The following is a 22,341-nucleotide window of genomic DNA, read 5'->3' as shown; positions in this document are numbered from 1 at the left end:
ACCGATCATTTTCTTGGTTATTCTTTGGGAAATTCCAGGCCCATCTCGCGGTAGCGATCGGGATCGTCGCTCCAGTTCTCGCGCACCTTGACGAACAGGAACAGGTGCACCGGCACGCCCAGGATCTCGCCGATCTCCTTGCGCGAGTCCGCGCCGATCGACTTGATGGTGGCGCCGCCCGCGCCGAGCACGATCTTGCGCTGGCTTTCGCGCTCGACGAAAATCGTCTGCTCAATGCGCACCGATTTGTCCTTGCGCTCCTCCCACTTGTCGGTCTCGACCGTGGACTGGTAGGGCAATTCCTGGTGCAGCTTGCGAAAGATCTTCTCGCGCGTGATCTCGGCCGCAAGCTGCCGCATCGGCGCGTCCGACATCTGGTCTTCGGGATAGAGGAACGGCCCCGGCGGCACAATCTCGGCCAGTGTATGCCTGAGGTCGTCGACGCCGTCGCCGGAGATCGCCGCGATCATGAAGGTCTTTGCGAAGGCCATGCGCTCGTTGGCGGCCTGCGCCAGCGCCAGCAGCTTCTCGCGCTGGACCAGGTCGACCTTGTTGATGACCAAAATCTTCTCGTGCTTGACGCTGGCGACCTTGGTGAGGATCGCCTCGGCTTCCTCGTCGATGCCGGCCTTGGCATCCAGCAGCACGCAGACGAGGTCGGCATCATGCGCGCCGCTCCAGGCGGTCGAGACCATGGCGCGGTCGAGCCGGCGCTTGGGCAGGAAGATGCCCGGCGTATCGACCAGGATGATCTGCGCGTTGTTCTCGATCACGATGCCGCGGATCAGCGCGCGCGTGGTCTGCACCTTGCGCGAGACGATCGTGACCTTGGCCCCGACCAGCGCATTGACCAGCGTGGATTTGCCGACGTTCGGCGCGCCGATCAGCGCGACGAAGCCGCAGCGCGTGGCAGTGGGCGCCTCGCCGCTTGCTTCAACCGTCATTGCCGCCGCCAACGCCTTCACGTTCGATCATCACTGAAGCTGCTACCTTCTCTGCCGCGCGCTTGCTGCCGCCGATGCCTTCCGCTGGAGCGAGTCCCGGAAGATCGACCGCCACGCGGAATTGCGGATCATGATGCGGGCCGGTGCGCTCGACCTCGCGATAAACGGGCGTCGGCAATCCCTTGCCCTGCGCCCATTCCTGAAGAACTGTCTTGGGATCGCGCAACGGACGCCGCGGCTTGTGCATGCGCTCGGTCCAATTGCGCTTGACGAACTCGGCCGCCGCCGCGTAGCCGCCGTCGAGGAAGACGGCGCCGATCACGGCCTCGCAGATGTCGCCGAGCACGCTCTTGCGCAGGCGCGCGTCGGCGCTGGGGCCGACCGAGCCGAGCTTGATGTCGTCGAGCAGACCGAGCGACTTGGCGACATCGGCGCAGCTCTCCTTGCGCACCAGTTCGGCAAGTCGCTTGGACATCTCGCCTTCATCGGCGTTCGGGAAGGCATGATAGAGCATATCGGAGACGACGAGCCCGAGCACGTGGTCGCCGAGGAATTCCAGCCGCTGATAGCTGTCGCCGCGCTTGCGCCCGGACTTCAGCGCGGAGACATGCGTGATGCCTTGCATCAAGAGATTCGGATCGGCAAAGCTGTAGCCGATGCGTGCCTCGAGCCCCGCATTCGCATCCGAGCTCCTGGCCTTGCTGCTCCGCACCCGCTTCTTCTTTGCAGGCGCCTTGATCTCAAGCGCCTTGCTCTCAAGAGTCTTGCTCTCAAGCGCCTTGGTCGCAGCTTCGCCGTCGGGGCCCGCTTGCGCCTCGGTCGGTAGGGTCGCGATGTCCTTGGCTTCGTCTTTCATCGGACGATTTTGAAGAAGCGATTCCAGCGCACCGCCCACGGCCAGCGCCAGAACATCCAGGCATGCTCGCCCTCGGCGATCGAGAAGAAGATCATCTGGGCGCGCCCGATCAAATTCTCCTGTGGGACGTAGCCGACCTGGCCGAGGAAGCGGCTGTCGGTGGAGTTGTCGCGGTTGTCGCCCATCATGAAGAAGTGGCCGGTCGGCACGGTGTAGACGTTTGTGTTGTCGACGTAGCCGTTGTCGGCGCAGTCCAGCGTCTCGTAGGACACGCCATTCGGCAGCGTCTCCTTCCAGCGCTTCACCCGGGAGACGCCGCTGCCTTCGGCGCCGCAGGGGTCCTCGCCGACAAATTCGCTCATGCGCTGCCGCTCGACCGGCGTGTCGTTGATGTAGAGCAGCCCGTCCCGCATCTGGATGCGGTCGCCGGGCAGGCCGATCACGCGCTTGATGTAGTCGGTGGAATCATCCTTCGGCAGGCGGAATACGACGATGTCGCCGCGGTTCGGGTCCGAGCCCCAGATCCGCCCCGAGAACAGCGGCGGCGAGAACGGGATCGAATAGTGACTGTAGCCGTAGGAATATTTCGAGACGAACAGATAGTCGCCGACCAGCAGTGTCGCCTTCATCGAGCCGGATGGGATGTTGAACGGCTGGAACAGGAAGGTGCGGATCACCAGCGCGATCAGGAGAGCGTGGATCACGACCCGGATCGTTTCGCCTACGCCGCTCTCAGTTTTCGTTCCTGAAGTCACGCTCATTGCTCTCTCAATTCGGCCGGCGGTCACAGAGCGCCCTCCTCGCGCGAGCAGCCCATCGCTCGCGGCCAAGGAGATTGTCCTGATTCTGATAATGAGGGCCAATTCCGGCGTAAAGCCGAATTCGCCCAGCCTGATTTGCGTCCGCGGACTTTTAGACGGTTGTCGGAGGCCACGCAATCAAGGATCGCATCAAAACTGCATAAGCGTTTGATTTTGAATGCGAATTATAAAATGATCGGAGTACCGTCAGGGTTTGGCCAGCGGCACGGCGGAAATGATGACGAAGGCCTGTGCCAACGGCCAGTCATCGGTGATCGACAGGTCGATCTGCGCCGCGAACCCCTCCGGCGTCAGGGCCTGGAGCCGGGCCAGCGCCCCGCCCGTCAATTGCATGGTTGGCCGCCCTCCCGGCAGGTTGACCACACCCATGTCGCGCCACCACACGCCGCGCCTGATGCCGGTGCCAAGGGCCTTGGAGCAAGCCTCCTTGGCGGCGAAGCGCTTGGCGTAGGTCGCGACCACCATCTTCTCGTTCTTGGCGCGCCGCTCCGCCTTGGCCCGCTCGGCCGCGGTGAAGATGCGGTCGAGGAAGCGCTCGCCATGGCGGTCGATCACCTTGCCGACACGGGTGATGTCGATCAGATCGGAGCCGATGCCGATGATCATACCCGGCTCCGGCCGCGGTCCATCGCTGCGCGCATGCTGCGAACCGTCTCGGCGAGACCCACGAACAGGGCTTCGCCGATCATGTAGTAACCGATGTTGAGCTCCATGATGTCCGGCAAGCCTGCGATCGTCTCCGCCGTCGCGTAGTCCAGCCCGTGTCCGGCGTGAACCTCCAGCCCCGCTTCCTTCGCCAGCTTCGCCCCCGCCACGATCCGCCGCCATTCGGCCTCGGCCTTATCAGTGTGACCGTCGACGACGGCGTCGCACCAGGCGCCGGTGTGGATCTCGATCACGGGGGCGCGCAGCCGCGCCGCCATCTCGATCTGGGCGGGATCTGCCGCGATGAACAGCGACACCCGGATGCCGGCATCGTTCAGCCGCGCGATATAGGCCGCCAGCGCATTGTGCTGGCCGACGACGTCGAGCCCGCCTTCGGTCGTCACCTCCTGGCGCCGCTCCGGCACGAGGCACACCGCGTGCGGCCTGGTGGCGAGCGAAATGCGCATCATGTCGTCGGTCGCCGCCATCTCGAAATTGAGCGGCTTGGAGATCTCGGCTTTCAGCCGCGCCATGTCCTCGTCGCGGATGTGCCGGCGATCCTCGCGCAAATGGGCGGTGATGCCGTCGGCACCGGCCTCGATCGCCAGCAGCGCCGCGCGCACCGGATCCGGATTGCGGCCGCCGCGCGCGTTACGCAGGGTCGCGACATGGTCGACATTAACGCCGAGGCGGAGCGGAGGTGCAGGCATTTCAGGACTCACGGAATCACAGGGATAGACCAGGACGGAAGGCGTCTATCCATTAACACGTTCGGCGCGGGCGACGACCGCCTTCGCGCGCAGCTGGGCCAGGATCGCGCTCAAATGCTTGAGATCGTAGACTTCGAGATCGATCGTCGTCTCCGTGAAATCCGGTGAGCGGCGCTGCATGCTGATGTTGTCGATGTTGCCGTCGTGCTCGGCGATCACGGTCGCGATCTGCGCCAGCGCGCCGGGCTCATTGACATTCTCGACCTTGATGCGGGCCGGGAAGCGCTGTGGCGTGGAGTCCTCGATGTCCCAGCGCACGTCGAGCCAGCGCTCCGGCTCCTCCTCGAAATCCTTCAGGGCCGGGGCCTGGATCGGGTAGATGGTGATGCCCTCGCCCGGCGTGACGATACCGATGATGCGGTCACCGGGCACCGCGCCGCCGTTCGGCGCGAACTTCACTGGCAGGTCGGAATTGATGCCGCGGATCGGGATCGCGACCGGGCTGCGCGGCGGTTCGGACGACTTCTCCTTGAGCTTGCCGGCAAGCCCCTTCTTGACGCCGTAGCGCGCGATGCGCTCCTCCTTGTAGTCGGGATACATCGCACGCGCGACGTGGGAGGCCTTGATCTCGCCGCGTCCCACAGCCGCCATGACGTCCTCGATCGAGGTCCGCGCCAGTCGCGGCAGCGCGCCCTTGAGCTTGTCGTCGGCGTATTCGATCTTGGCGCGCTCGAACAGGCGCTCGACGATGCGCCGGCCGAGACCGACATATTGATCGCGCACTGCAGTCCTGGTCGCGCGGCGGATCGCGGCACGCGCCTTGCCGGTGACCGCGAGCGTTTCCCAGGCCGACGGCGGCGCAGCTTGCGCTTCCGAGGTCAACACCTCGACTTCGTCGCCGTTCTGAAGCTCCGAGGACAGCGGCGCAAACTGGCCGTTGATCTTGCAGCCCACCGCGCTGTTGCCGACGTCGGTATGCACGGCATAGGCGAAATCGATCACGTTGGCATGGCGCGGCAGCGCGATCAGCTTGCCCTTCGGAGTGAAGCAGAACACCTGGTCGTGGAACAGCTCGAGCTTGGTGTGCTCGAGGAATTCCTCGGGGTTGGCGCTCTCCGAGAGGATGCCGATGGTGTGGCGCAACCAGGCGAACGCATTGGACTCGCGCTTGAGAAATTCGGTCGGCGAGCCCACGCCTTCCTTGTAGAACACGTGCGCGGCGATGCCGCGCTCGGCGATCTGGTCCATCGCCTCGGTGCGGATCTGCAACTCGACGCGCTGATTGCCGGGGCCGATCACGGTGGTGTGGATCGAGCGGTAGTCGTTCTGCTTCGGCGTCGAGATGTAGTCCTTGAACCGCCCGGGCACGACCGGCCAGTTCGTGTGGACGATGCCGAGCGCGCGGTAGCAGGCCTCGATGTCGTTGACGACGACGCGGAAACCGAAGATGTCGGACAATTGCTCGAAGCCGACCGACTTGCGCTCCATCTTGGTCCAGATCGAGAATGGCTTCTTGCGGCGGCCATAGACCCGCGCCCCCAAGCCCCGGTGCCGCAGATTGTTGGAGAGCTGGTCCTCGATTTCGCCGATCAGATTGCGGTTGCGCTCGGCCAGCGCATCGAGCCGCTGCATCACCACCGAATAGGCTTCCGGGTCGAGGGTCCGGAACGACAGGTCCTCCAGCTCCTCGCGCATTTCCTGCATGCCCATGCGCCCTGCCAGCGGCGCATAGATGTCGAGCGTCTCCTCGGCAATGCGCCGTCGCGATTCCGTCGGCACGAAGTCCAGCGTGCGCATGTTGTGCAGGCGGTCGGCGAGCTTCACCAGGAGCACGCGGACGTCGTCGGCAATGGCCAGCAACAATTTGCGCAGATTCTCGGCCTGCTTGGCCTCCCGCGACACCAGCTCCAGCCGCTTCAGCTTGGTCAGGCCCTCGACCAGCGCGCCGATCTCGGGCCCGAAGATCTGGTCGATCTCGGCCCGCGTCGCTTCGGTGTCCTCGATCGTGTCGTGGAGCAGCGCAGCCACGATGGTGGCGTCGTCGAGCTTCAGGTCGGTCAGAATCGCCGCCACTTCGAGCGGATGGGAGAAGTACGGGTCACCCGAGGCGCGGGTCTGCGAGCCGTGCGCCTTCATGGCGTAGACATAGGCGCGGTTCAGCAAATCTTCGTCGGTGTTGGGATTGTAGGACCTGACGCGCTCGACGAGGTCATATTGACGCATCATGCGCGCGCGAGGCTTCGCAGGGCGCGCCACCGGCGCAGTCGGGGCCACGGCAACCGATTCGGTTGCGGCCTGCATCTGCGTTGGTGTGCGGCGTCGATATACCATGCCGTCCTGCCTTCAAACGGACCACGACACAGCCCGTTGTATACATCTTAGCTCCGATCGCGCGCGTGTCCGATCAATTCAGTGACAGGAACAGGCGCGAACCGACCACGCTATGGTAACCACGAAAACGCCAACAAAAGCAAAGGCCCGAACAATGGTTCGGGCCTTTGATAAGATCACAAAGAAGTCGATGAGCGCGATGGGACGATTTACTCGTCCTCCTCGGGCTGCTCCTCGGGCGGCGCCAGGCCTTCGAGACCCTTCAGGAGCTCTTCTTCCGTCATGCGCTCAACGGCGACTTCGGTATCGTCTGCATCCACGCTTGCACCGGCGGAACCGATCAGCGGCACGGTGTCCGGCTCGGGCTCGTCGACCTCGACGAACTTCTGCAGCGAGTGCACCAGCTCCTCGCGGAGGTCCTCCGGCGAAATGGTGGTCTCAGCAATTTCGCGCAAAGACACAACAGGGTTCTTGTCGTTATCGCGATCAACCGTTAGTTGTGAACCAGACGAAATCATGCGGGCGCGGTGGGCGGCCAGCAGGACCAGGTCAAACCGGTTGTCGACCTTGTCGATACAATCTTCTACGGTGACGCGAGCCATCGACTGTCGCTCCGTTGTGGGTGGGACGAAATATGTGGATGAATGGCGGTAGTTATAGGGGCCGGCAGGGTTTCGCAAGGCCAATTTGTGATTTGGCCTCGCCAAACGGCTCTGCTACCCCCACATTGGGGCTGAGATGGGTGGTTTCCCGGGCTGCCGGCGACGGCGGCGCCGGGAGTGTGCAAGTTGGCCATAACTATACCTTGATTGCCCCGACTTCTCCGGATTTGCGGTTTCGACGGGTTTCGGCGGGACTTTAGAAGTGCGCGGCTTGCTGTCGCCGCGCCAACAATAAACGATCAATCACGAACTCTACGCGAGCAAACTGAATGTCACCTTCCTCTTCCGACAAGATCGCGCTCTTCATCGATGGAGCCAATCTCTACGCGACGGCGAAAACTCTGGGCTTCGACATCGATTACAAGCGCCTGCTGAAGGAGTTTCAGAGTCGCGGGACGCTGCTGAGGGCGTTCTACTACACCGCCATCATCGAGGATCAGGAGTACTCCTCGATCCGCCCGCTGATCGACTGGCTCGACTACAACGGCTACACCGTCGTCACCAAGGCGACCAAGGAGTTCATCGACGCCTCCGGCCGCCGCAAGGTCAAGGGCAACATGGACATCGAGCTCGCCGTGAACGCGATGGAGCTCGCCGAGCACATCGACCAGATGGTGCTATTCTCGGGTGACGGCGACTTCCGCTCCCTGGTCGAGGCCGTTCAGCGCCGTGGCGTGCGGGTCACCGTGATTTCCACGATCGCGAGCCAGCCGCCGATGATCGCCGACGAGCTGCGCCGGCAGGCCGACGTCTTCACCGACCTCGTCGAGCTGCAGTCCAAGCTCGGTCGCGACCCGTCCGAGCGCCCCGCCCCGCGTGACCGCGGCGACCGCGAGGCGCGCCACCACGCTCCGCAGTTCCTCCAGCGCGCGACCACGATGGCGCCGGCGAGGGGCGATGACGACTTCGAGGAGTGAGGCGGCCCGGTCAAGCCGCCAGCCTCTCAGCCTCGTCCCCGACCGTGACTGTCCGCTCTGTCCGCGCCTGGTCGCCTTTCGCGAGGCGAACCGCGCGCGCGAGCCATTGTGGCACAATGCACCGGTTGCGCCTTTCGGCGACATCAAGGCGCGCCTGCTGATCGTCGGCCTCGCGCCGGGGATGCAGGGCGCCAACCGTACCGGCCGTCCCTTCACCGGCGATTATGCCGGCGACCTGCTCTACGCGACGCTGCTCGAATACGGCTTCGCCAAGGGCAAATATCAGGCGCGTCCCGACGACGGCCTGAAGCTGGTCGACTGTCGGATCGCCAATGCGGTGCATTGCGTGCCGCCGCAGAACAAGCCGCTGCCGGTCGAGATCAACACCTGCCGGCAGTTCCTCGCGGCGAATCTCGCAACGATGCCGAACCTGCGCGCGATCGTCGCCCTCGGGCGTATTGCGCACGACACTGTGCTCAAGCCGCTGAACCTGAAGGGATCACAGGCCCCCTTCGGCCACGGCGCCGTGCATCAGGCCGGCGCATTCAGGCTCTACGACAGCTATCACTGCTCCCGCTACAACACGAACACCCGCGTGCTGACGCCGGACATGTTCCGCTCCGTGTTCGCGAAGGTGAAGGCCGACCTCGACTAGTCCTTAGACGAGCCCGTGGCGGCATTGCCCTTCAGCCAGTCCAGGACATCGCCGGCGTTTCGGTCGGGCGGAAACACCGGATAGAACACATGCGTGATCCTGGCGTCGTCAACGATCAGCGCGAGGCGCTTGATCAGTGTGAGGCCCGCGACCTCCATGGTCGGCAAGTTCAGGGCGCGCGTAAGCGCCAGCTTGTCGTCCGAGAGCACCGGGAACGGCAGATGCAGCCGCGAGGCCATCTCGGTCTGGTACGCGTTGCTCTGGGTCGAGAGGCCGAACACCTGCGCGGCACCGGCGGCCTTCAGCTCGGCGAACAGATCGCGAAATGCGCAGGTCTGCGGCGTGCAACCGCGCGCGCCCGGGATCATGTCCCAATCGTCGACCAGCGCGATCTTGCCGGGCTCGCCGGTGCGCGGATAGGCGAACACCACAGTCCGGCCACGCAGCGCCGACAGCGCGACCGACGTGTCGTCAGTCGCGAGCAGGCTGACCGGCGGCAATGTCATGCCTTTCAGGTGCGCGGCACCACCGTCGTCCGCGGGTGCGGGAATCCGGCTCCAATCGACCTCGAGCAGGTTTCTCTGAGTCATCCCGCTATCCCCTCGCACGCATCAGGCGGCCCTTCTCCCGGCTCCAGTCGCGCTTCTTCTCGGACTCGCGCTTGTCGTGCAGCTTCTTGCCCTTTGCAACCGCGAGCTGCAATTTCGCGCGACCACGCTCGTTGAAGTAAAGCTTGAGCGGGATCAGCGTCATGCCTTCGCGGTCGACCGCCCCCATCAGCTTGTTGATCTGCTTGCGATGCAGCAGCAGTTTTCGCGGCCGCTTGGGCTCGTGATTGAAGCGGTTGCCCTGGAGATATTCCGGAATGGTGGCGTTGATCAGCCAGATCTCGCCGTTCTTGGAATCGGCGTAGGATTCCGCGATCGTGCTTTTGCCGCTGCGGATCGACTTGACCTCGGTGCCGGTCAACGCAATGCCGACCTCGATCGTATCCTCGATCGCATAGTTGAAGCGGGCCTTGCGATTTTCCGCCATGACCTTGATCGGACGTTCGTTCTTGTCGGCCATGGAAGACAAACCTGATCGAGATGCGCGAGGACGCTAACAGTTTGGATGAAGCGCGCGCGTCAAGACTTCTTGAGGAGATCGCGGATCTCGGTCAGCAGCTCGACCTCGGCCGACGGCTTCGGCGGAGCGGCAGGCTCCGCCTCGTCCTTGCGCTTCAACTTGTTCATGGCACGGATCACCAGGAACAGCACGAAGGCAATGATGATGAAGTTGATCGTCAGCGTGAGGAAGTTGCCCCAAGCCAAGACGGCACCCTGCTTTTTCGCGTCCGCCAGATTTGCGGCGGTGACCTTGCCCGAAAGCGGCGTGAAGTAGTTCGAGAAGTCGAGACCGCCGGTGGCCGCACCGATGATCGGCATGATCACGTCGCCGACCAGCGACGTGACGATGGCGCCGAAGGCCGCGCCGATGATGACGCCGACCGCGAGGTCGACGACGTTGCCCTTCATGGCGAACTCGCGGAACTCCGTGAGCATCCGCGTGCCTCTTTCCTCGATCGCCATGAAAAGCTCCCCGTTCGGCTAGCGTCAGTTGATGAGGCCAGCATGAACCATCGCGCTGCGCACGGCAACGCGGGTCGGTTCGGTGACCGGCACCATCGGCAGCCGCAGCGTCTCGTCGAGCTTGCCGAGCAGCGACAGCGCGTACTTGATCGGCGCCGGATTGCTCTCGATGAAGAGGTTGTTGTGCAGCGGCATCAGCTTGTCATGCAGCTTCAACGCGGTGGCATGGTCGCCCTTCGCCCAGGCGGCCTGGAACTCGGAGCACAGCCGCGGCGCGACGTTCGAGGTCACCGAGATACAACCATGGCCGCCGTGCGCCATGTAACCGAGGATGGTCGCATCCTCGCCCGAGAGCTGGTTGAAGTCCTCGCCCATTGCCGCGCGCTGCTGCGAGACGCGGACCATGCTGGCCGTGGCGTCCTTGACGCCGGCGATGTTCCTGAGCTCCCACAGCCGCGTCATGGTGTCGACCGACATGTCGATCACCGAGCGCGGCGGGATGTTGTAGATGATGATCGGAATCCCGATCGCGTCGTTGATCGCCTTGAAGTGCTGGTACATGCCTTCCTGGGTCGGCTTGTTGTAGTAGGGCGTCACGACCAGAACCGCATTGGCGCCCGCCTTTTCGGCGTGCTGGGCGAGCTCGACCGCCTCCTTAGTCGAGTTGGAGCCGGCGCCGGCGACGACAGGCACGCGGCCTTTCGCTTCCTCGATGCACCATTCGACGACCTTCTTGTGCTCGTCATGGCTCAGCGTCGGACTCTCTCCTGTGGTGCCGACGGGAACCAGGCCGTTGGTACCCTCTGAAATCTGCCAGTTGACCAGGGAGCGAAACGCCGCCTCGTCCAGCGAGCCGTTCTTGAACGGCGTGACCAAGGCGGTGAACGATCCCCGGAATTTTGTCTTGGCTGCCATGGACTTCCTCCGTACGCGGCAATCTTGAGCGCAGGCCGCATTCATATCGGGTCTATCCCGCCGGTAAAAGACCCGCTCCCGTCTGACGCACCGTTTAGGCCGCGATTTTGCCGCGGTGGTGGTGCAAACCGGGCGAAGGTAAGCGGCTGTTGGTAATTTGTCCGCATATTCAATCAAATACAGCCAGATCTTGTACAGCTAGGTCTTGAGCCAATTGACTGATTCGGGGCGACGAAACGCCGTGATCTCATTTCCGCGCGCCGCATGGCGATCCACCGGCCTGATCGTGTGCCTGATGGCAGGGCTGTCGGCCGGCTGCGCCGCCTGGGCCAAATCCAATGAGACAACCGCGGAAACGGCCAAGGAAACCGCGAAGGAAACCGCGAAACCCGCAGCCAAGCCAGCCGCCAAGGGCACTGCGAAGGATGCGTCCAAGGGAACCGGCAAGGAAACTCCGAAGGACGCCGCCAAGGGGGCAAGCAAGGGCGCGACCAGTGCCCCCGCCAAGGATGCCGCGAAGAAGCCTGCCAAGGATGCTGGCAAGGATGCTGGCAAGAACGCAGGCAAGGAACCTGCGAAGGACAAGCTGAAGCCTACCGCTGCCGCGCCAAAGTCAACGCCGACCGCTGGCGGCTCGGTCCCGAAGACCGCACCTGCGCCGGCTGCGACAGCCACCGTCAGACCGACCGCCCCGGCCCCCGCCAAACCCGTCGCCGCTCCGGTCCTGGCTCCTGCGACCCGCCAACATGCCGCCCCGCGCAAGCCGGTCACACCGGCTGCGGTTGCCGCGACCTCCTCGACCTCGCAAGCCGACAAGGACACGCTGGAAACCGTGATCGAGCTCGTGCGCAAGCGCAAGTCGGGCGACGCGACCAATGCCGCGGCCGCGATCTCGGATCCCGTCGCGCGAAAGCTTGCGGAATGGATCATCCTGCGCAGCGAGGACAATGGCGCGACTGTGGAGCGCTACCGCGCCTTCCTCTCCGCCAATCCGAGCTGGCCGTCACAGACCTTCCTGCGCCGGCGCCTGGAGGCCGCGATGTGGGACGACCGGCGCGACGACCAGGTCGCGTGGTCGTGGTTCGAGAACGAGTCCCCCGTGTCCGCCAAGGGCCGCTTCACGCTCGCCAAGGCGATGCTGGCGCGCGGCGACCGCGCCAATGCCGAACGTCTGGTGCGCGATGCCTGGCGCAGCGACCCGATGTCAGAAGAGACCGAGAACAACGCACTCGATCAGTTCGGCGCGCTGTTGACGCCCGGCGATCAGAAGGCGCGGATGGACACGCTGCTCTACGGCAGCGAGAACGAGGCCGCACTGCGTGCTGCAAAGCGCCTCGGGGCCGGCTATGTCGCGCTCGCTAAGGCCCGCATCGCCTCCCTCAAGAAGGCGCCGAACGCGCGTGCGCTGCTCGAAGCCGTGCCGCGCGAGCTGCACGGCGATCCCGGCTTCATCTTCAGCAAGATCCAGCTGCTGCGCCGCGAGGAGAAATTTGCGGAAGCCGCCCAGCTCATGCTGTCGGCACCGAAGGATCCGGGCCGGCTCTACAATCTCGACGAATGGTGGATCGAGCGGCGCCTCCTGGCGCGCAAGATGATCGACACCGAGGAATTCCGCAGCGCCTATCTGATCGCGCGCGATGCCGCCCTGCCCTCGCGCGACATCTACAAGACCGAGCAGGAGTTCACCGCCGGCTGGATCGCGCTGCGCTTCCTCAACGATCCTGCGGCCGCCACCCAGCATTTTGCTCGCATCGGGATCGGCAGCGTCAATCCGACCACGCTGGCGCGCGCCGGCTATTGGCAAGGTCGCGCCGCGGAAGCTGCAGGCCGTCAGCAGGAGGCGCGCAACGCCTATGCGCGGGCCGCCGAGCAATCCACCAGCTATTACGGCCAGCTCGCGCGCGCCAAGCTCGGCCTGCCGCAGATCGAGCTCAACGCTCAGCCGCGCAGCCGCGGTGCCGAACGGCTGGAGATCGTGCGCGCCGCGCAGCTGCTCTACGAGCTCGACGAGCGCGAGATGGCGATACCGTTGCTCGCCGACATGGGCGAGAACGGCGATCCCGAAGCGCTGGCCGGCCTTGGCGAGCTCACCCAGCGCCACAGCGACGCGCGCGGCATGCTGCTGCTCGGCAAGGCCGCGCTCAATCGCGGGCTGCCATTCGATTTCTTTGCCTATCCCGTCAACGGCATTCCGCCATTCACGCCGATCGGCCCCGAGGTCGAGCGCAGCATCATCTACGCCATCGCGCGGCAGGAGAGCGCCTTCAATCCCTCGGTCGTCTCGCCGGCGCAGGCCTATGGGCTAATGCAAGTGACGCCGGACGCCGCGCGCTATGTCTGCAAGCGCCACGGCGGGACCTACGATCTGGGGCGCCTGAAGAACGATTCGGCCTACAACGCCACGCTCGGCTCGGCCGAGCTCGGTGGGCTGCTCGAGGACTATCGCGGCTCCTACATCATGACCTTCGCCGCCTACAATGCCGGCCGCGGCAGTGTGAAGAAGTGGGTCGATCGTTACGGCGATCCGCGCGATCCCAAGGTCGACGCGGTCGACTGGGTCGAGCTGATTCCGTTCTCCGAGACACGCAACTACGTGCAGCGGATCATGGAGAACCTTCAGGTCTACCGCGCCCGCTTCGGCGGTGGCACGCGGTTGCAGATCGAAGCCGATTTGCGCCGCGGCGCCGGTAGCGTGGAATAGAGGCGTGCCTCTAGTCTAATGATTCGCTTGCGGCGATGATGACAAAGCATCCCCGCGAGGGCATGACGCGATCAGCTCCTGGCGTTTGGGGCCATGGCCATCGACATCCGGCCGAAGTGCTCGCAACCGCACGGTCGACCTCGACGATAAGCTGAATGGGAAGATCGTATAGGGCGGATCGGGCGCACAGTAATAAGAGAGGAATAAGAGCAACAAAAAATGGGTCAGGCAATGTTAAGCGTCGCCCGTGCCGTAGAGGCAGGCGCGACGACGATGAAGGGCGTGATCGATGCCACCGGACTATCCCGCCTCAAGATCGAGCGCGCGTTGAACACACTGGAGAAGCAGAAGCTATTGGTCCGCGACGGCCAATGCTTTCGCGCGATCGGCTTGCCGAAGACAGCGCCGCTGACCCGGCAATGCGGATCGTGCAACGCCTGCTGCGATATCATGGAGGTCGCCGCCGTCGACAAGCCGGTGAACCAGCTCTGCACGCACTGGCAGACGGGCACGGGATGCAGCATCTACGACCGCCGTCCGCAGATGTGCCGCTCGTTTGTCTGCGCCTGGCTGCAAGGCCATCTCGACGACGACTGGTTCCCGGCGAAGTTGGGCATCATCGTGCATTTCAGCCAGGACGCGGTCAACGTCACCGTCGATGACCATTGCCCCGATCGCTGGCGCGAGGAGCCGTATTTCAGCAAGCTCGCCGAATGGTCGCTGAACGGTATCAGGCGAATCGGAAACCGCGGCTATGCGACCCTCGTCGTCTCCGGCGCCGACAGGTTCCTGCTGCTCGGACGCACCGTCGTTCCCGATCCGACGCCGTTCGGCACGGCGTTCCTGCCGCTCGCCGCCGACACCTTCCGGTTCTGGCGGGCGACATCGGCAGAGCATCTGCAGCGGCTGCATGAGCGCATCGCCGAGATCGAGCGGATCAGGCAGGAATTCGGCCCCTGTGTGATTCCGGATGACGCGGACGACGATCCCTGTCCGCCTTACCGGCCCACACTTCTCCGCTTATCGAACCACGCCTGAACTCCGCGGAGAGCAGCGCGGCGAGATTCGCCGCGTGCTGCTCGACGCGCACGGCGGGGTTGAAAAGTTCGCGAATGATGGGGTTTTAAGTCGGGGCATGCCGGTTGCAATCGAGATCGGGCAGATCACGGCGAGCGCCGCAGCGGCCACAGACCTCGTCGGAGTGCCAGCGACGCGCCTCTCGCCGCGTCGCCGCTGAATCGGACGCGATGGCGCTATCCGAGCCAAGCTTTCAACCTAGTCCAAGCTACGCATCCAACCAAGCCCAAGCGACGCATCGATCCAGACGTTCTTCAGAACCTATTGGAGATCGGTAGTTCGCCTTGTGCAAACGAAAAGCCCCGGCGGTTTCCCGCCGGGGCTTTCTATCAGGTCGTTAGACCGAACTTACCAGTTGCGCTGAGCGCGGAGGAGCAGGGTAACGGTGTCCTGATCCTTCAGCTCGTAGGCTGCAAGCGGCTTGCCCGTCGTACCGGACGGAGTAACGGTGCCAATGACACCAGAATACTTCTGGTCGATACGGGTCCAGGCAACGTCAGCCGAGAACGTCAAGTTCTTGACCGGGGTCCAGCGGGTGATGAGACCCACCGAGCCGACGGCGAAGTCCGGGTTACAACCCGTCACACCGGCAATGCCGCCGAACACGCCACCAGCACCACCGGCGCCGCAGATCGTGGTCTTGGCCAAGGAACCGAACTGGGCCTGGGCGTAAGCACCGTAGATCGCGGTGTTCCAGTAGGGGTCCCAGTTGTGGGTGTACGCACCGCGGAAGCCCCAGGTCTTGACCGTTTCCTGCTGGCTGCCCGTGACGAACACGGTGTCCGGAGCATTGGCGAAGCCGACGCTCTGGTAGGCAACGCCGGAGCTGCCAAACATCGAGTAGCTGCTGCCCGCGAGGTTCTGGAAGTTGTAGCGGGTCGCACCGTCGGTGTAGACGCCCTGGATGTTGATCACGTCACCCGCACCGGTCGGGATGTTCTTGATCGACAGAGCGAGCTGAACCGCCCAACCCCACTTGTCATCGGGATGACCGGTGGGTTCGGTCGCGCCGTAGTAGGCAACGTGGTTGTCATGTGCAGCCACCGACGCCTGGAAGAGACCCCAAGCCTGGTCGACGCGGACCATACCAACGAGGTTCGGCGAACGCGTGCCGCCGATGGCGTTGGAGCCATACGAGCCACCAAGAATGCCAGCCGCAGACGCGCCGGTCATGTTCAGGTTGCCGGCGTCATAGTAGGCCGCCCTATCTTCAGCCGAGAACGCTGCCGTCACGCCCTGACCGAAGTCAGCGGTGTAGGAGAACTGGTTGACACCAGTGACCGTGCCGCTGCCGCCGACGAGACCGTCGTAGTTGTTGCCCGGGTAGTTGGTCCAGGGCGCGTCGAACTGCGACACGGCCTTACCCATCGTGAAACCAGCGAACTGGATGAAGGCGTAGTACACGCCGAGCGAGCCGCCCGAGGTGCCGCCGTCGTTTCCGTTGATCGAGGAACCGACGAGAGCCGGGGCCGCACCCGAGGTGTTGAGGGCCAGCGTGCTGCTGTAGGCGGTCGTGCCGGTCGCGCTGCCGGTGCCGTTGTAGTTGCCGGTCGTCCAGGAGAACACGCCGTCGAAGAAGGTACGGACAACGCCGTACTCGGTCGCGGTGCGCGTGTCGATGTTGAGATCTTCACGAGCGCGCATGGTGTAGTAGTTCGTCAGACGGTTGCGGGAACCGTTATTGCCGGTGAACTGACCGCTGTAGTCCGAGTTGGTGTTCAGCGCGACTTCAGCGCGCAGATAACCACCCAGCTTGATGCAGGTGTCCGTGCCGGGGATGTAGTAGAAACCCGCACCGTACAGGGAGCAGATCTTCACGTATTCGACCGCTTTGGCCTTCACGGGGAGATCGGCTGCCTGCGCTCCGCCGACAGCGATCAGACCCGCTGCGGAACCGAGCAAAAGGCTCTTAACCAACTTCATGTTAAACCTCCAAGTTTGCCATAGGGAAGGTTCCGGATCCGCTGGGTGAAGACACCCTAAGGTTGGTTCCCTTGTCCCTTAAATTCACCGCTTAGTCGCTTCGCGCCTTCGGACACACCCGCTGAACGCGAGGGACTTAAGCGAACCACCTAAGACGGGACGACCTCGGGATGCCCCCCTCCGTCGCTCAGTCACAATTACCGAACGCCCTTGCACACACAACAACAGAACGCTTCAGAACGAGCCGGTGGAGCGTGTTTTCCGGCGGGTGTTGCACAAATAACACGCAGATGTGATCAGAGCGACTTTGTAACACTTTGAATTTGTTGAATTTTTTCGGCGGGTTTCATTTGCCGTCAAAAGTTCCGGCACCGGCCCCTCACACCCGGGGAGACGCTCTGCTGTCGGTCTGAGGCGTCCGAATCGTGGAATCAACCAGGGACTCGGAGCGCGCCACTCCTTAGGAATTGGCTCGCCTAACCATCAAGTGGCTGCGACCGTCGTCCTCATCATCCCCGCGCTTGAACATCGATATGATCCGGCGGCAAGCCTGCCTGATGTCGTTGATACATAGCCTCGTAAGCTGTCTCCAGCCGCCTTGCGTAGAGCGCCGCATCAAACAGTGATGCGGTCAGGTGGTTCCCTTGCAGCCGTCCGCGAATATCCGCCAGCTTCTGTTTATCAAGCGCCAGCTCGATCGCGAGTGCTTCATAATCCGCACGCGTTCGCGTGATCAGCTCAGGCAGGCCGACAGCGCTCAGCAAGCTTGCCGCCACGCGGCCGGCGAAACTATTCCCGATGTGGGTCACCACCGGCAGACCAGCCCACAGCGCGTCGCTGGCCGTCGTATGTGCGTTGTAGGGCAGCGTATCCAGGAAGAGGTCGGCGAGGCGATGGCGCCCCAAATGTTCGGATGAAGACGCAACGCGCCTTGCAAACACCAGGCGATCCGGGTCGACGCCCTGCCCTTGGCTTCCTTCCGCAGATTCGATTTTGCGATCTCGCCGACGTCGGACAGCCACAAGACCGACTGGTCCACGCTCTTCAAGATATTCATCCAGGAGCCAAAGACAGCCGGATTGATCTTGTAGGCGTTGTTGAAGCAGCAAAACACAGTCCATTCCTGCCGCAAATCGTGGTCGGCCCGATCGGGCGCAGCATCGTCGATTGTCCCGACGCGATTATCACGCGGCATGAAGCTGCCGGGCAAACGAACGACCTTCTCGTCGAAGAATTCGCTGTTTTGATCTGGCAGCACGATCGGATCGGCAATGATGTAGTCGGCTAGCTCCCCGCTCCCCAACGTCCCCGCGAACCCAAGATAGTTGACGACGATCGGAGCCGGACTGGCCGCGAACAACGACAGCCTGGCATTGTGCGTGTGGCCAGCAAGATCGACAAGAATATCGATCTGCGCATCGTCGATCGCTTTCAGGACTTCACCGTCGAGCTTGTGCTCGCAATCGACAAAGCGATGAAAATGACTTTTCGAGCCGCTTGCGCAGATCGCGGTTGTCGTCAGGACCATAGAAAACGCGTACGTCTCGAAGCGGTCGGGATCGTGACTCTCGAAGATCTCGGCGGTGAGGTACCCGACCGGGATGCTTGCGAAAATCAGGTGAAACATATCCGACCCGGATCTTGTCGTGGCGACGGATTCACCACCTGACCTCGTTCTGGAGACATGCGGGAGCTTTGCCCTCACCCAAGTCCTGGCGCAGCTGAGCTGATCATCGGGAGAATCCGTCAGGGACAGCAAAGCAAAAGGAGAACTATTGGCCTTCCGAGTCGTATTGCTGCCGTCAACTGGCCGATCTCTTCGTCCAGATTGTCCCAATTGCACAGGTTCATCTTCGCAAGAAGACGCAAACCCTCGATACCCTCGAGGTCAGGCCTGATCGACACCGCCTTGTCGAAGGCGACGAAGGCTTCGTCATAGCGCCCGAGCTCGGTAAAGACATTGCCACGGCCAATCCAGGCCCCCTCGATGTCGGCCTTGATCGCGAGCGCCCTGTCATACGCGGCAAGAGCCTCCTCGTAGCGCTTCAGCCCCCACCCCACGTTGCCGCGACCAAGCCACGCCTCGGCGAGATCAGGCTTGATCGACAGCGCCCGGTCGTACGCAGCGAGTGCATCGTCACGGCGCTTGAGCTCGGTGAGAACATTGCCGCGGCCAAGCCAGGCTTCCGCCAGATCAGGGCGGATCGACAACGCCCTGTCATAGGCAGCCAACGCCTCGTCAAGGCGCTTGAGATCGAAGGACACGTTGCCCCGACCAAGCCACGCGTTCTCCAGGTCGGACTTGATCGAGAGCGCCCTGTCATAGGCTGTCGAGGCTTCGTCGTAGCGCTTCAGGCTCCAGAAAACATGCCCCCGGGCAACCCACGCGCTCTCGAGGTCGGGCTTGATCGAGATCGCCTTGTCGTACGCAGCCAGCGCCTCGTCGTGGCGCTTGAGATCGGTGAGAACTTCACCTCGGCCAACCCATGCACTCGGGACATCCGACCTGGCCAACAGCGCCTGGTCATACGTGGCAAATGCGTCGTCGTACCGCCTGAGATTCCGGAGTGCGTTGCCTCGACCAAGCCATGCAGTCTCCAGGTCAGGCCTGATCGACAACGCCTTGTCGTAGGCAACGAGGGCGTCCCCGAAACGTCTGAGCTTTTCAAGGCAGCCGCCCTTGCTTGCGTAGGCATCGGCAAAGTTCGGATTGTAGAATGTCGCCTTGTCGAATTGCTCAATCGCTTCGCCATAGCTTCTCGCGAACTCGGCAAGGATCGTACCTCTGTCGTGATATGAAAGGGGATTGCGCGGATTCACCGCCAATGCGCGCGTGAAATAGGCCAGGGCTTCCTGAGGCCGATTCAGCGCTTTGAGCGCGCTGAGGGCCTCGTCGCTGCTTCCGTTCAGGGCCACGGCCGCCCTGCTCGGCGTCCGCAAATCGGCCTTGCACGAGCTTCACCACACCCAGGAGATGTTCGACTTCGAAGATGTTCCTGGCGGATTTTGCGATCTGCTGCAGTATTCTTTCCGCTTTGACCAAATCATGGGCGTGAAAGGCTTCGACAGCACGTCGAAATTTGGTCTGCAGTTCACCCGCCAAGTCCATTCCTCCCTCGGGACGTCGGTCAATCATACCATCGGTCCCGACATTGCAAGATGAGACCGTAGCGGCATGAGAACGTAGCGGCGTAGCCCGGCAGCCCTTCCCCGCTTTGGTCTCGAGGGCGCGGTTCCAACCGAAAGAGCAATCGCGCCAGGACAGGCTCTCCTTGATTGCGGCGACCTCCGGCGCGACGGGGTAGCTCCTCAGCCGGCGAGCGAGTTATCCCGACTAATAGTAAGAGCGCCCTTCCCGCAGTCGCTCCATAGCTTGTGGCGAATGGCGGAGAGAGACAATCAAATCAATCACTTGCAAATGAATCACTTGATAGAGGCGGTCGGCGACGAAGGCAATCGTCCCACGCGCGGGCCATCCGATCCAATTTAAAAGCAAAATCAATCGTTTATGTGGATGAAGGGAGCCTTTGTCCGCGCCAGAACCGCTCTAAATACGGGCGCCAGAACCTCCAGCTTTGTGTCCGTTATCGCGGCGTTACGTTCTCGCGCGGAGAGCAAACCGCTTGGTTTCGGAATTCGCTGGGAATATTCGAGCAAAAACACACGCTTCCAAATTGACCAGCCCAAGTAATTAGATGCATAAGGCTCGCACCGGAGAGGTGGCCGAGTGGCTGAAGGCAACGCTTTGCTAAAGCGTCATACGGTCTCAAGCTGTATCGAGGGTTCGAATCCCTCCCTCTCCGCCACCCCGCGGCGGAATCCGAGATCTGTGCGTTCCCTCACCTGACACGCGACGGTGCCCTCATGCCGCTCCGAATCCGGTTGGCAGACTACGAGGGAACCTGATTCAGCACAAATCAGCTTCACCTGTGAAACCAAGAACGAGATTCTCCGCTCAGTGGGCGGAGACCCACGCCCTCGCCTCGCGCTGCGCGGCCGAGATGTCGGCGTCCGACATCTGCCCGGCGACTTCCTGGCGCAGCGTCACGGCGTCCTTGCGGCCCTTGAGCGCGGCGAGGTTGAACCATTTATGTGCGGCGACGAGATCGACGAGACCGGAGCGACCGCTCGCCCAATACAGGCCGCGCTCGAACAGCACGTCCGACAGCGCGCCTGCGTCGATCGGCGTCGCGGTCTCCAGATCGAAAGTACCCTGAAACATAACGCATCCCCTTTTTTCTTATGCCGCCTCGTCCCCCGAGCGCGGCTCCCGTCCAATCAACTGTTCAACTCATCCCCGAGGCTTGTTGCCCGTGCCGTTTGCCGGCTTGTTGGAGGTAATGATGGCGGGCAAATTTGAATGGCAGTTTAAGTATCGCGATGAAGCAGACGTAAACGCGCCCGCCCCAGGCGCGCACGACAAATGCAAGAAGTCCCGGTTTTGCAGGCACTTCTGCAATTCGTCAGATTCGGTTTACCTTGGGATTTTGGGAGAACGATAACCATCGCGCACGGTGACGGGCGTGCAGTGGTGTCCCCTCCGCTCTCGTCACCGGTATTCCAGAGACAGCAATGGTCCCACGAGAAGCTGCGGCGTACTGGATCCCGGTCGGAGCCGGGCGATGACACCGCGAATGAGAAGCGGCGCGCGAACAGCGTGCAATTGCGCCGCAGCATCCCTGTTCAAGCAGGGCGCGCCTATGAAGAAACATATGGCGGGAAGCTCGACTGCGGCCATCTTTCGAGACGCCCGCCTGCGGCGGCCCTCAGGATGAGGGACGAGTATGCGGAACATCAACGCAGATGGATGCAGCTGAGCCTCATCCCGAGGAGTCCGCGAACCAGTCGTCTCGAAGGACGAGGCGCTCGCTCAGGCATCGCTGAGACTTCATATGCGATAGCCCTGCCTGCTCAAGGGCAGCACAGCCACGCCGCGATCAGATCAACAATGTGGGGATATGGGAATGCCGGCAATACCCCGGCCTCGTGAGAACGAGGGCGTCGGCGAACACGTCAGGACCAGCTTCCACGTTGGCCCGAAGGCCACTTGTGAAATTGCGGAGCCCCTTACGGAGAACCGCACGAACGAAGAAAACTTGTTTCTTCTGCCGGACCGGCCTTTGGCGAGCGAACCCGCGAAAGAGAACGATCCGACCGTTGACCTGATGTCTCGCCGACACCCTCTATCGTCGACCAGAACCTTCGAGAAGGCGCTGATGACGTGCCGGCTCTCTAGGAGCCGGCAACTTCAAAAAGCGAAGTTACTTCTTCTTGGCGACCTTGCGGGTCTTCTTCGCAGTCTTCTTCACTGCGCTCTTCGCCTTCTTCGCCTTCTTTGCCTTCTTAGCTTTCTTGGCCATGTTGCCCTCCGATGTGTGAGATGGCTTAATCGCTGCATGCAGTCGGGGATCGAGTGCACACTCATCCCGAATACACCAACACAACGAAAAAAACAGCGTCTCGCTTAAAGAAGTGTTGACGGCGAAACGCGCCTGCGCTGGCGAACACGATGCAAACGGACTGCACGATGTGTGCATGCGAGCGCAGAGAGTCCCCGCGGCATCGACGTTCGCAAAAGATGCGACTGCAGAAAAACACTATGCAGCAAGTATT

19 protein-coding genes, 1 tRNA gene and 1 pseudogene are annotated in these 22,341 nt (G+C 62.7%); 6 read left to right on the top strand and 15 right to left on the bottom strand.

The features are described from left to right. Nucleotides 1–17: 17 nt before the first annotated feature. The 7 genes from era to rpoZ all read right to left on the bottom strand — a co-directional run bounded on the left by era (nt 18) and on the right by rpoZ (nt 6,909). Nucleotides 18–944, bottom strand: a complete 927-nt coding sequence (gene era / locus IVB48_RS02615) for a GTPase Era (protein WP_007611165.1) — start codon at nt 942–944, stop codon at nt 18–20. Continuing rightward, nucleotides 934–1,800: a ribonuclease III gene (gene rnc / locus IVB48_RS02610; protein WP_247397179.1), complete on the bottom strand. Its 867-nt coding sequence runs from the start codon at nt 1,798–1,800 to the stop codon at nt 934–936. The genes era and rnc overlap by 11 nt, the downstream gene beginning before the upstream one ends. Beyond that, complete coding sequence (gene lepB / locus IVB48_RS02605) at nt 1,797–2,561, bottom strand: signal peptidase I (RefSeq protein ID WP_007603395.1); 765 nt, start codon at nt 2,559–2,561, stop codon at nt 1,797–1,799. Before lepB ends, rnc begins: the two co-directional genes overlap by 4 nt. Nucleotides 2,562–2,807: 246 nt before the next feature. Beyond that, on the bottom strand, nt 2,808–3,227 hold the full coding sequence (gene acpS / locus IVB48_RS02600) for a holo-ACP synthase (protein ID WP_007611179.1): 420 nt from the start codon (nt 3,225–3,227) through the stop codon (nt 2,808–2,810). Next, nucleotides 3,224–3,976 (bottom strand): pyridoxine 5'-phosphate synthase, encoded by a 753-nt coding sequence (locus tag IVB48_RS02595; RefSeq protein WP_247397176.1) that lies wholly within the window; start codon nt 3,974–3,976, stop codon nt 3,224–3,226. Before IVB48_RS02595 ends, acpS begins: the two co-directional genes overlap by 4 nt. Before the next feature lie 45 nt (nt 3,977–4,021). Then, on the bottom strand, nt 4,022–6,307 hold the full coding sequence (locus IVB48_RS02590) for a bifunctional (p)ppGpp synthetase/guanosine-3',5'-bis(diphosphate) 3'-pyrophosphohydrolase (protein WP_027567287.1): 2,286 nt from the start codon (nt 6,305–6,307) through the stop codon (nt 4,022–4,024). Between the two features lie 209 nt (nt 6,308–6,516). Continuing rightward, on the bottom strand, nt 6,517–6,909 hold the full coding sequence (gene rpoZ, locus IVB48_RS02585) for a DNA-directed RNA polymerase subunit omega (RefSeq protein WP_007603391.1): 393 nt from the start codon (nt 6,907–6,909) through the stop codon (nt 6,517–6,519). A 329-nt stretch (nt 6,910–7,238) separates the two neighbouring features. On the opposite strand from rpoZ, the gene IVB48_RS02580 reads away from it, so the two are divergent. Beyond that, the gene (locus tag IVB48_RS02580) at nt 7,239–7,886 is read left to right on the top strand and encodes an NYN domain-containing protein (protein ID WP_106944133.1); all 648 of its coding nucleotides are present in this window, start codon (nt 7,239–7,241) and stop codon (nt 7,884–7,886) included. After that, nucleotides 7,867–8,541 carry a uracil-DNA glycosylase gene (locus IVB48_RS02575; protein WP_027567290.1) on the top strand — a complete coding sequence of 225 codons (675 nt, stop codon included), beginning with the start codon at nt 7,867–7,869 and terminating at the stop codon, nt 8,539–8,541. Before IVB48_RS02580 ends, IVB48_RS02575 begins: the two co-directional genes overlap by 20 nt. Here the strand turns inward: IVB48_RS02575 and IVB48_RS02570 are convergent. The 4 genes from IVB48_RS02570 to dapA are packed head-to-tail and all read right to left on the bottom strand — an operon-like array spanning nt 8,538 to nt 11,027. Beyond that, nucleotides 8,538–9,131, bottom strand: a complete 594-nt coding sequence (locus IVB48_RS02570) for a peroxiredoxin (RefSeq protein WP_247361579.1) — start codon at nt 9,129–9,131, stop codon at nt 8,538–8,540. The two genes, IVB48_RS02575 and IVB48_RS02570, sit on opposite strands and share 4 nt — an antisense overlap. 4 nt (nt 9,132–9,135) lie before the next feature. Beyond that, nucleotides 9,136–9,609, bottom strand: coding sequence for an SsrA-binding protein SmpB (gene smpB / locus IVB48_RS02565; protein ID WP_247361581.1), 474 nt, complete (start codon nt 9,607–9,609; stop codon nt 9,136–9,138). Between the two features lie 59 nt (nt 9,610–9,668). After that, nucleotides 9,669–10,112: a large conductance mechanosensitive channel protein MscL gene (mscL, locus tag IVB48_RS02560; protein ID WP_155809647.1), complete on the bottom strand. Its 444-nt coding sequence runs from the start codon at nt 10,110–10,112 to the stop codon at nt 9,669–9,671. Nucleotides 10,113–10,136: 24 nt separating this feature from the next. Continuing rightward, entirely contained in the window at nt 10,137–11,027 is an 891-nt protein-coding gene (gene dapA, locus IVB48_RS02555) for a 4-hydroxy-tetrahydrodipicolinate synthase (protein ID WP_247397173.1), read from the bottom strand. Between the two features lie 295 nt (nt 11,028–11,322). Between dapA and IVB48_RS02550 the strand changes: the two genes are divergently transcribed. After that, the gene (locus IVB48_RS02550; protein WP_247398131.1) at nt 11,323–13,728 is read left to right on the top strand and encodes a lytic transglycosylase domain-containing protein; all 2,406 of its coding nucleotides are present in this window, start codon (nt 11,323–11,325) and stop codon (nt 13,726–13,728) included. 219 nt (nt 13,729–13,947) lie between these two features. Then, entirely contained in the window at nt 13,948–14,766 is an 819-nt protein-coding gene (locus IVB48_RS02545) for a YkgJ family cysteine cluster protein (protein ID WP_247397171.1), read from the top strand. A 387-nt stretch (nt 14,767–15,153) separates the two neighbouring features. Here the strand turns inward: IVB48_RS02545 and IVB48_RS02540 are convergent, their stop codons facing one another. The 3 genes and pseudogenes from IVB48_RS02540 to IVB48_RS02530 all read right to left on the bottom strand — a co-directional run bounded on the left by IVB48_RS02540 (nt 15,154) and on the right by IVB48_RS02530 (nt 19,644). Next, nucleotides 15,154–16,728, bottom strand: a complete 1,575-nt coding sequence (locus tag IVB48_RS02540; protein ID WP_247286780.1) for a porin — start codon at nt 16,726–16,728, stop codon at nt 15,154–15,156. Nucleotides 16,729–17,237: 509 nt separating this feature from the next. Then, nucleotides 17,238–18,355: pseudogene (locus tag IVB48_RS02535) on the bottom strand (UDP-N-acetylglucosamine-peptide N-acetylglucosaminyltransferase). 119 nt (nt 18,356–18,474) lie between these two features. Next, complete coding sequence (locus IVB48_RS02530; RefSeq protein ID WP_247397166.1) at nt 18,475–19,644, bottom strand: tetratricopeptide repeat protein; 1,170 nt, start codon at nt 19,642–19,644, stop codon at nt 18,475–18,477. A gap of 31 nt (nt 19,645–19,675) precedes the next feature. On the opposite strand from IVB48_RS02530, the gene IVB48_RS02525 reads away from it, so the two are divergent. Together IVB48_RS02525 and IVB48_RS02520 are read left to right on the top strand one after the other, a co-directional pair. Beyond that, nucleotides 19,676–19,891: a hypothetical protein gene (locus IVB48_RS02525; RefSeq protein ID WP_247397163.1), complete on the top strand. Its 216-nt coding sequence runs from the start codon at nt 19,676–19,678 to the stop codon at nt 19,889–19,891. 550 nt (nt 19,892–20,441) lie between these two features. Beyond that, nucleotides 20,442–20,534: transfer RNA gene (locus IVB48_RS02520), tRNA-Ser, on the top strand. Between the two features lie 149 nt (nt 20,535–20,683). Here IVB48_RS02520 and IVB48_RS02515 read toward each other — a convergent pair. Then, on the bottom strand, nt 20,684–20,950 hold the full coding sequence (locus IVB48_RS02515) for a hypothetical protein (protein ID WP_007611206.1): 267 nt from the start codon (nt 20,948–20,950) through the stop codon (nt 20,684–20,686). Nucleotides 20,951–22,341: the final 1,391 nt, after the last annotated feature.

Origin of the sequence: Bradyrhizobium sp. 76, assembly GCF_023073025.1 — a bacterium.
In the GTDB taxonomy this organism is placed as follows: domain Bacteria; phylum Pseudomonadota; class Alphaproteobacteria; order Rhizobiales; family Xanthobacteraceae; genus Bradyrhizobium.
Note: the sequence above shows the minus strand (reverse complement) of the source record. Positions and strands in the feature narration are given on the sequence as shown.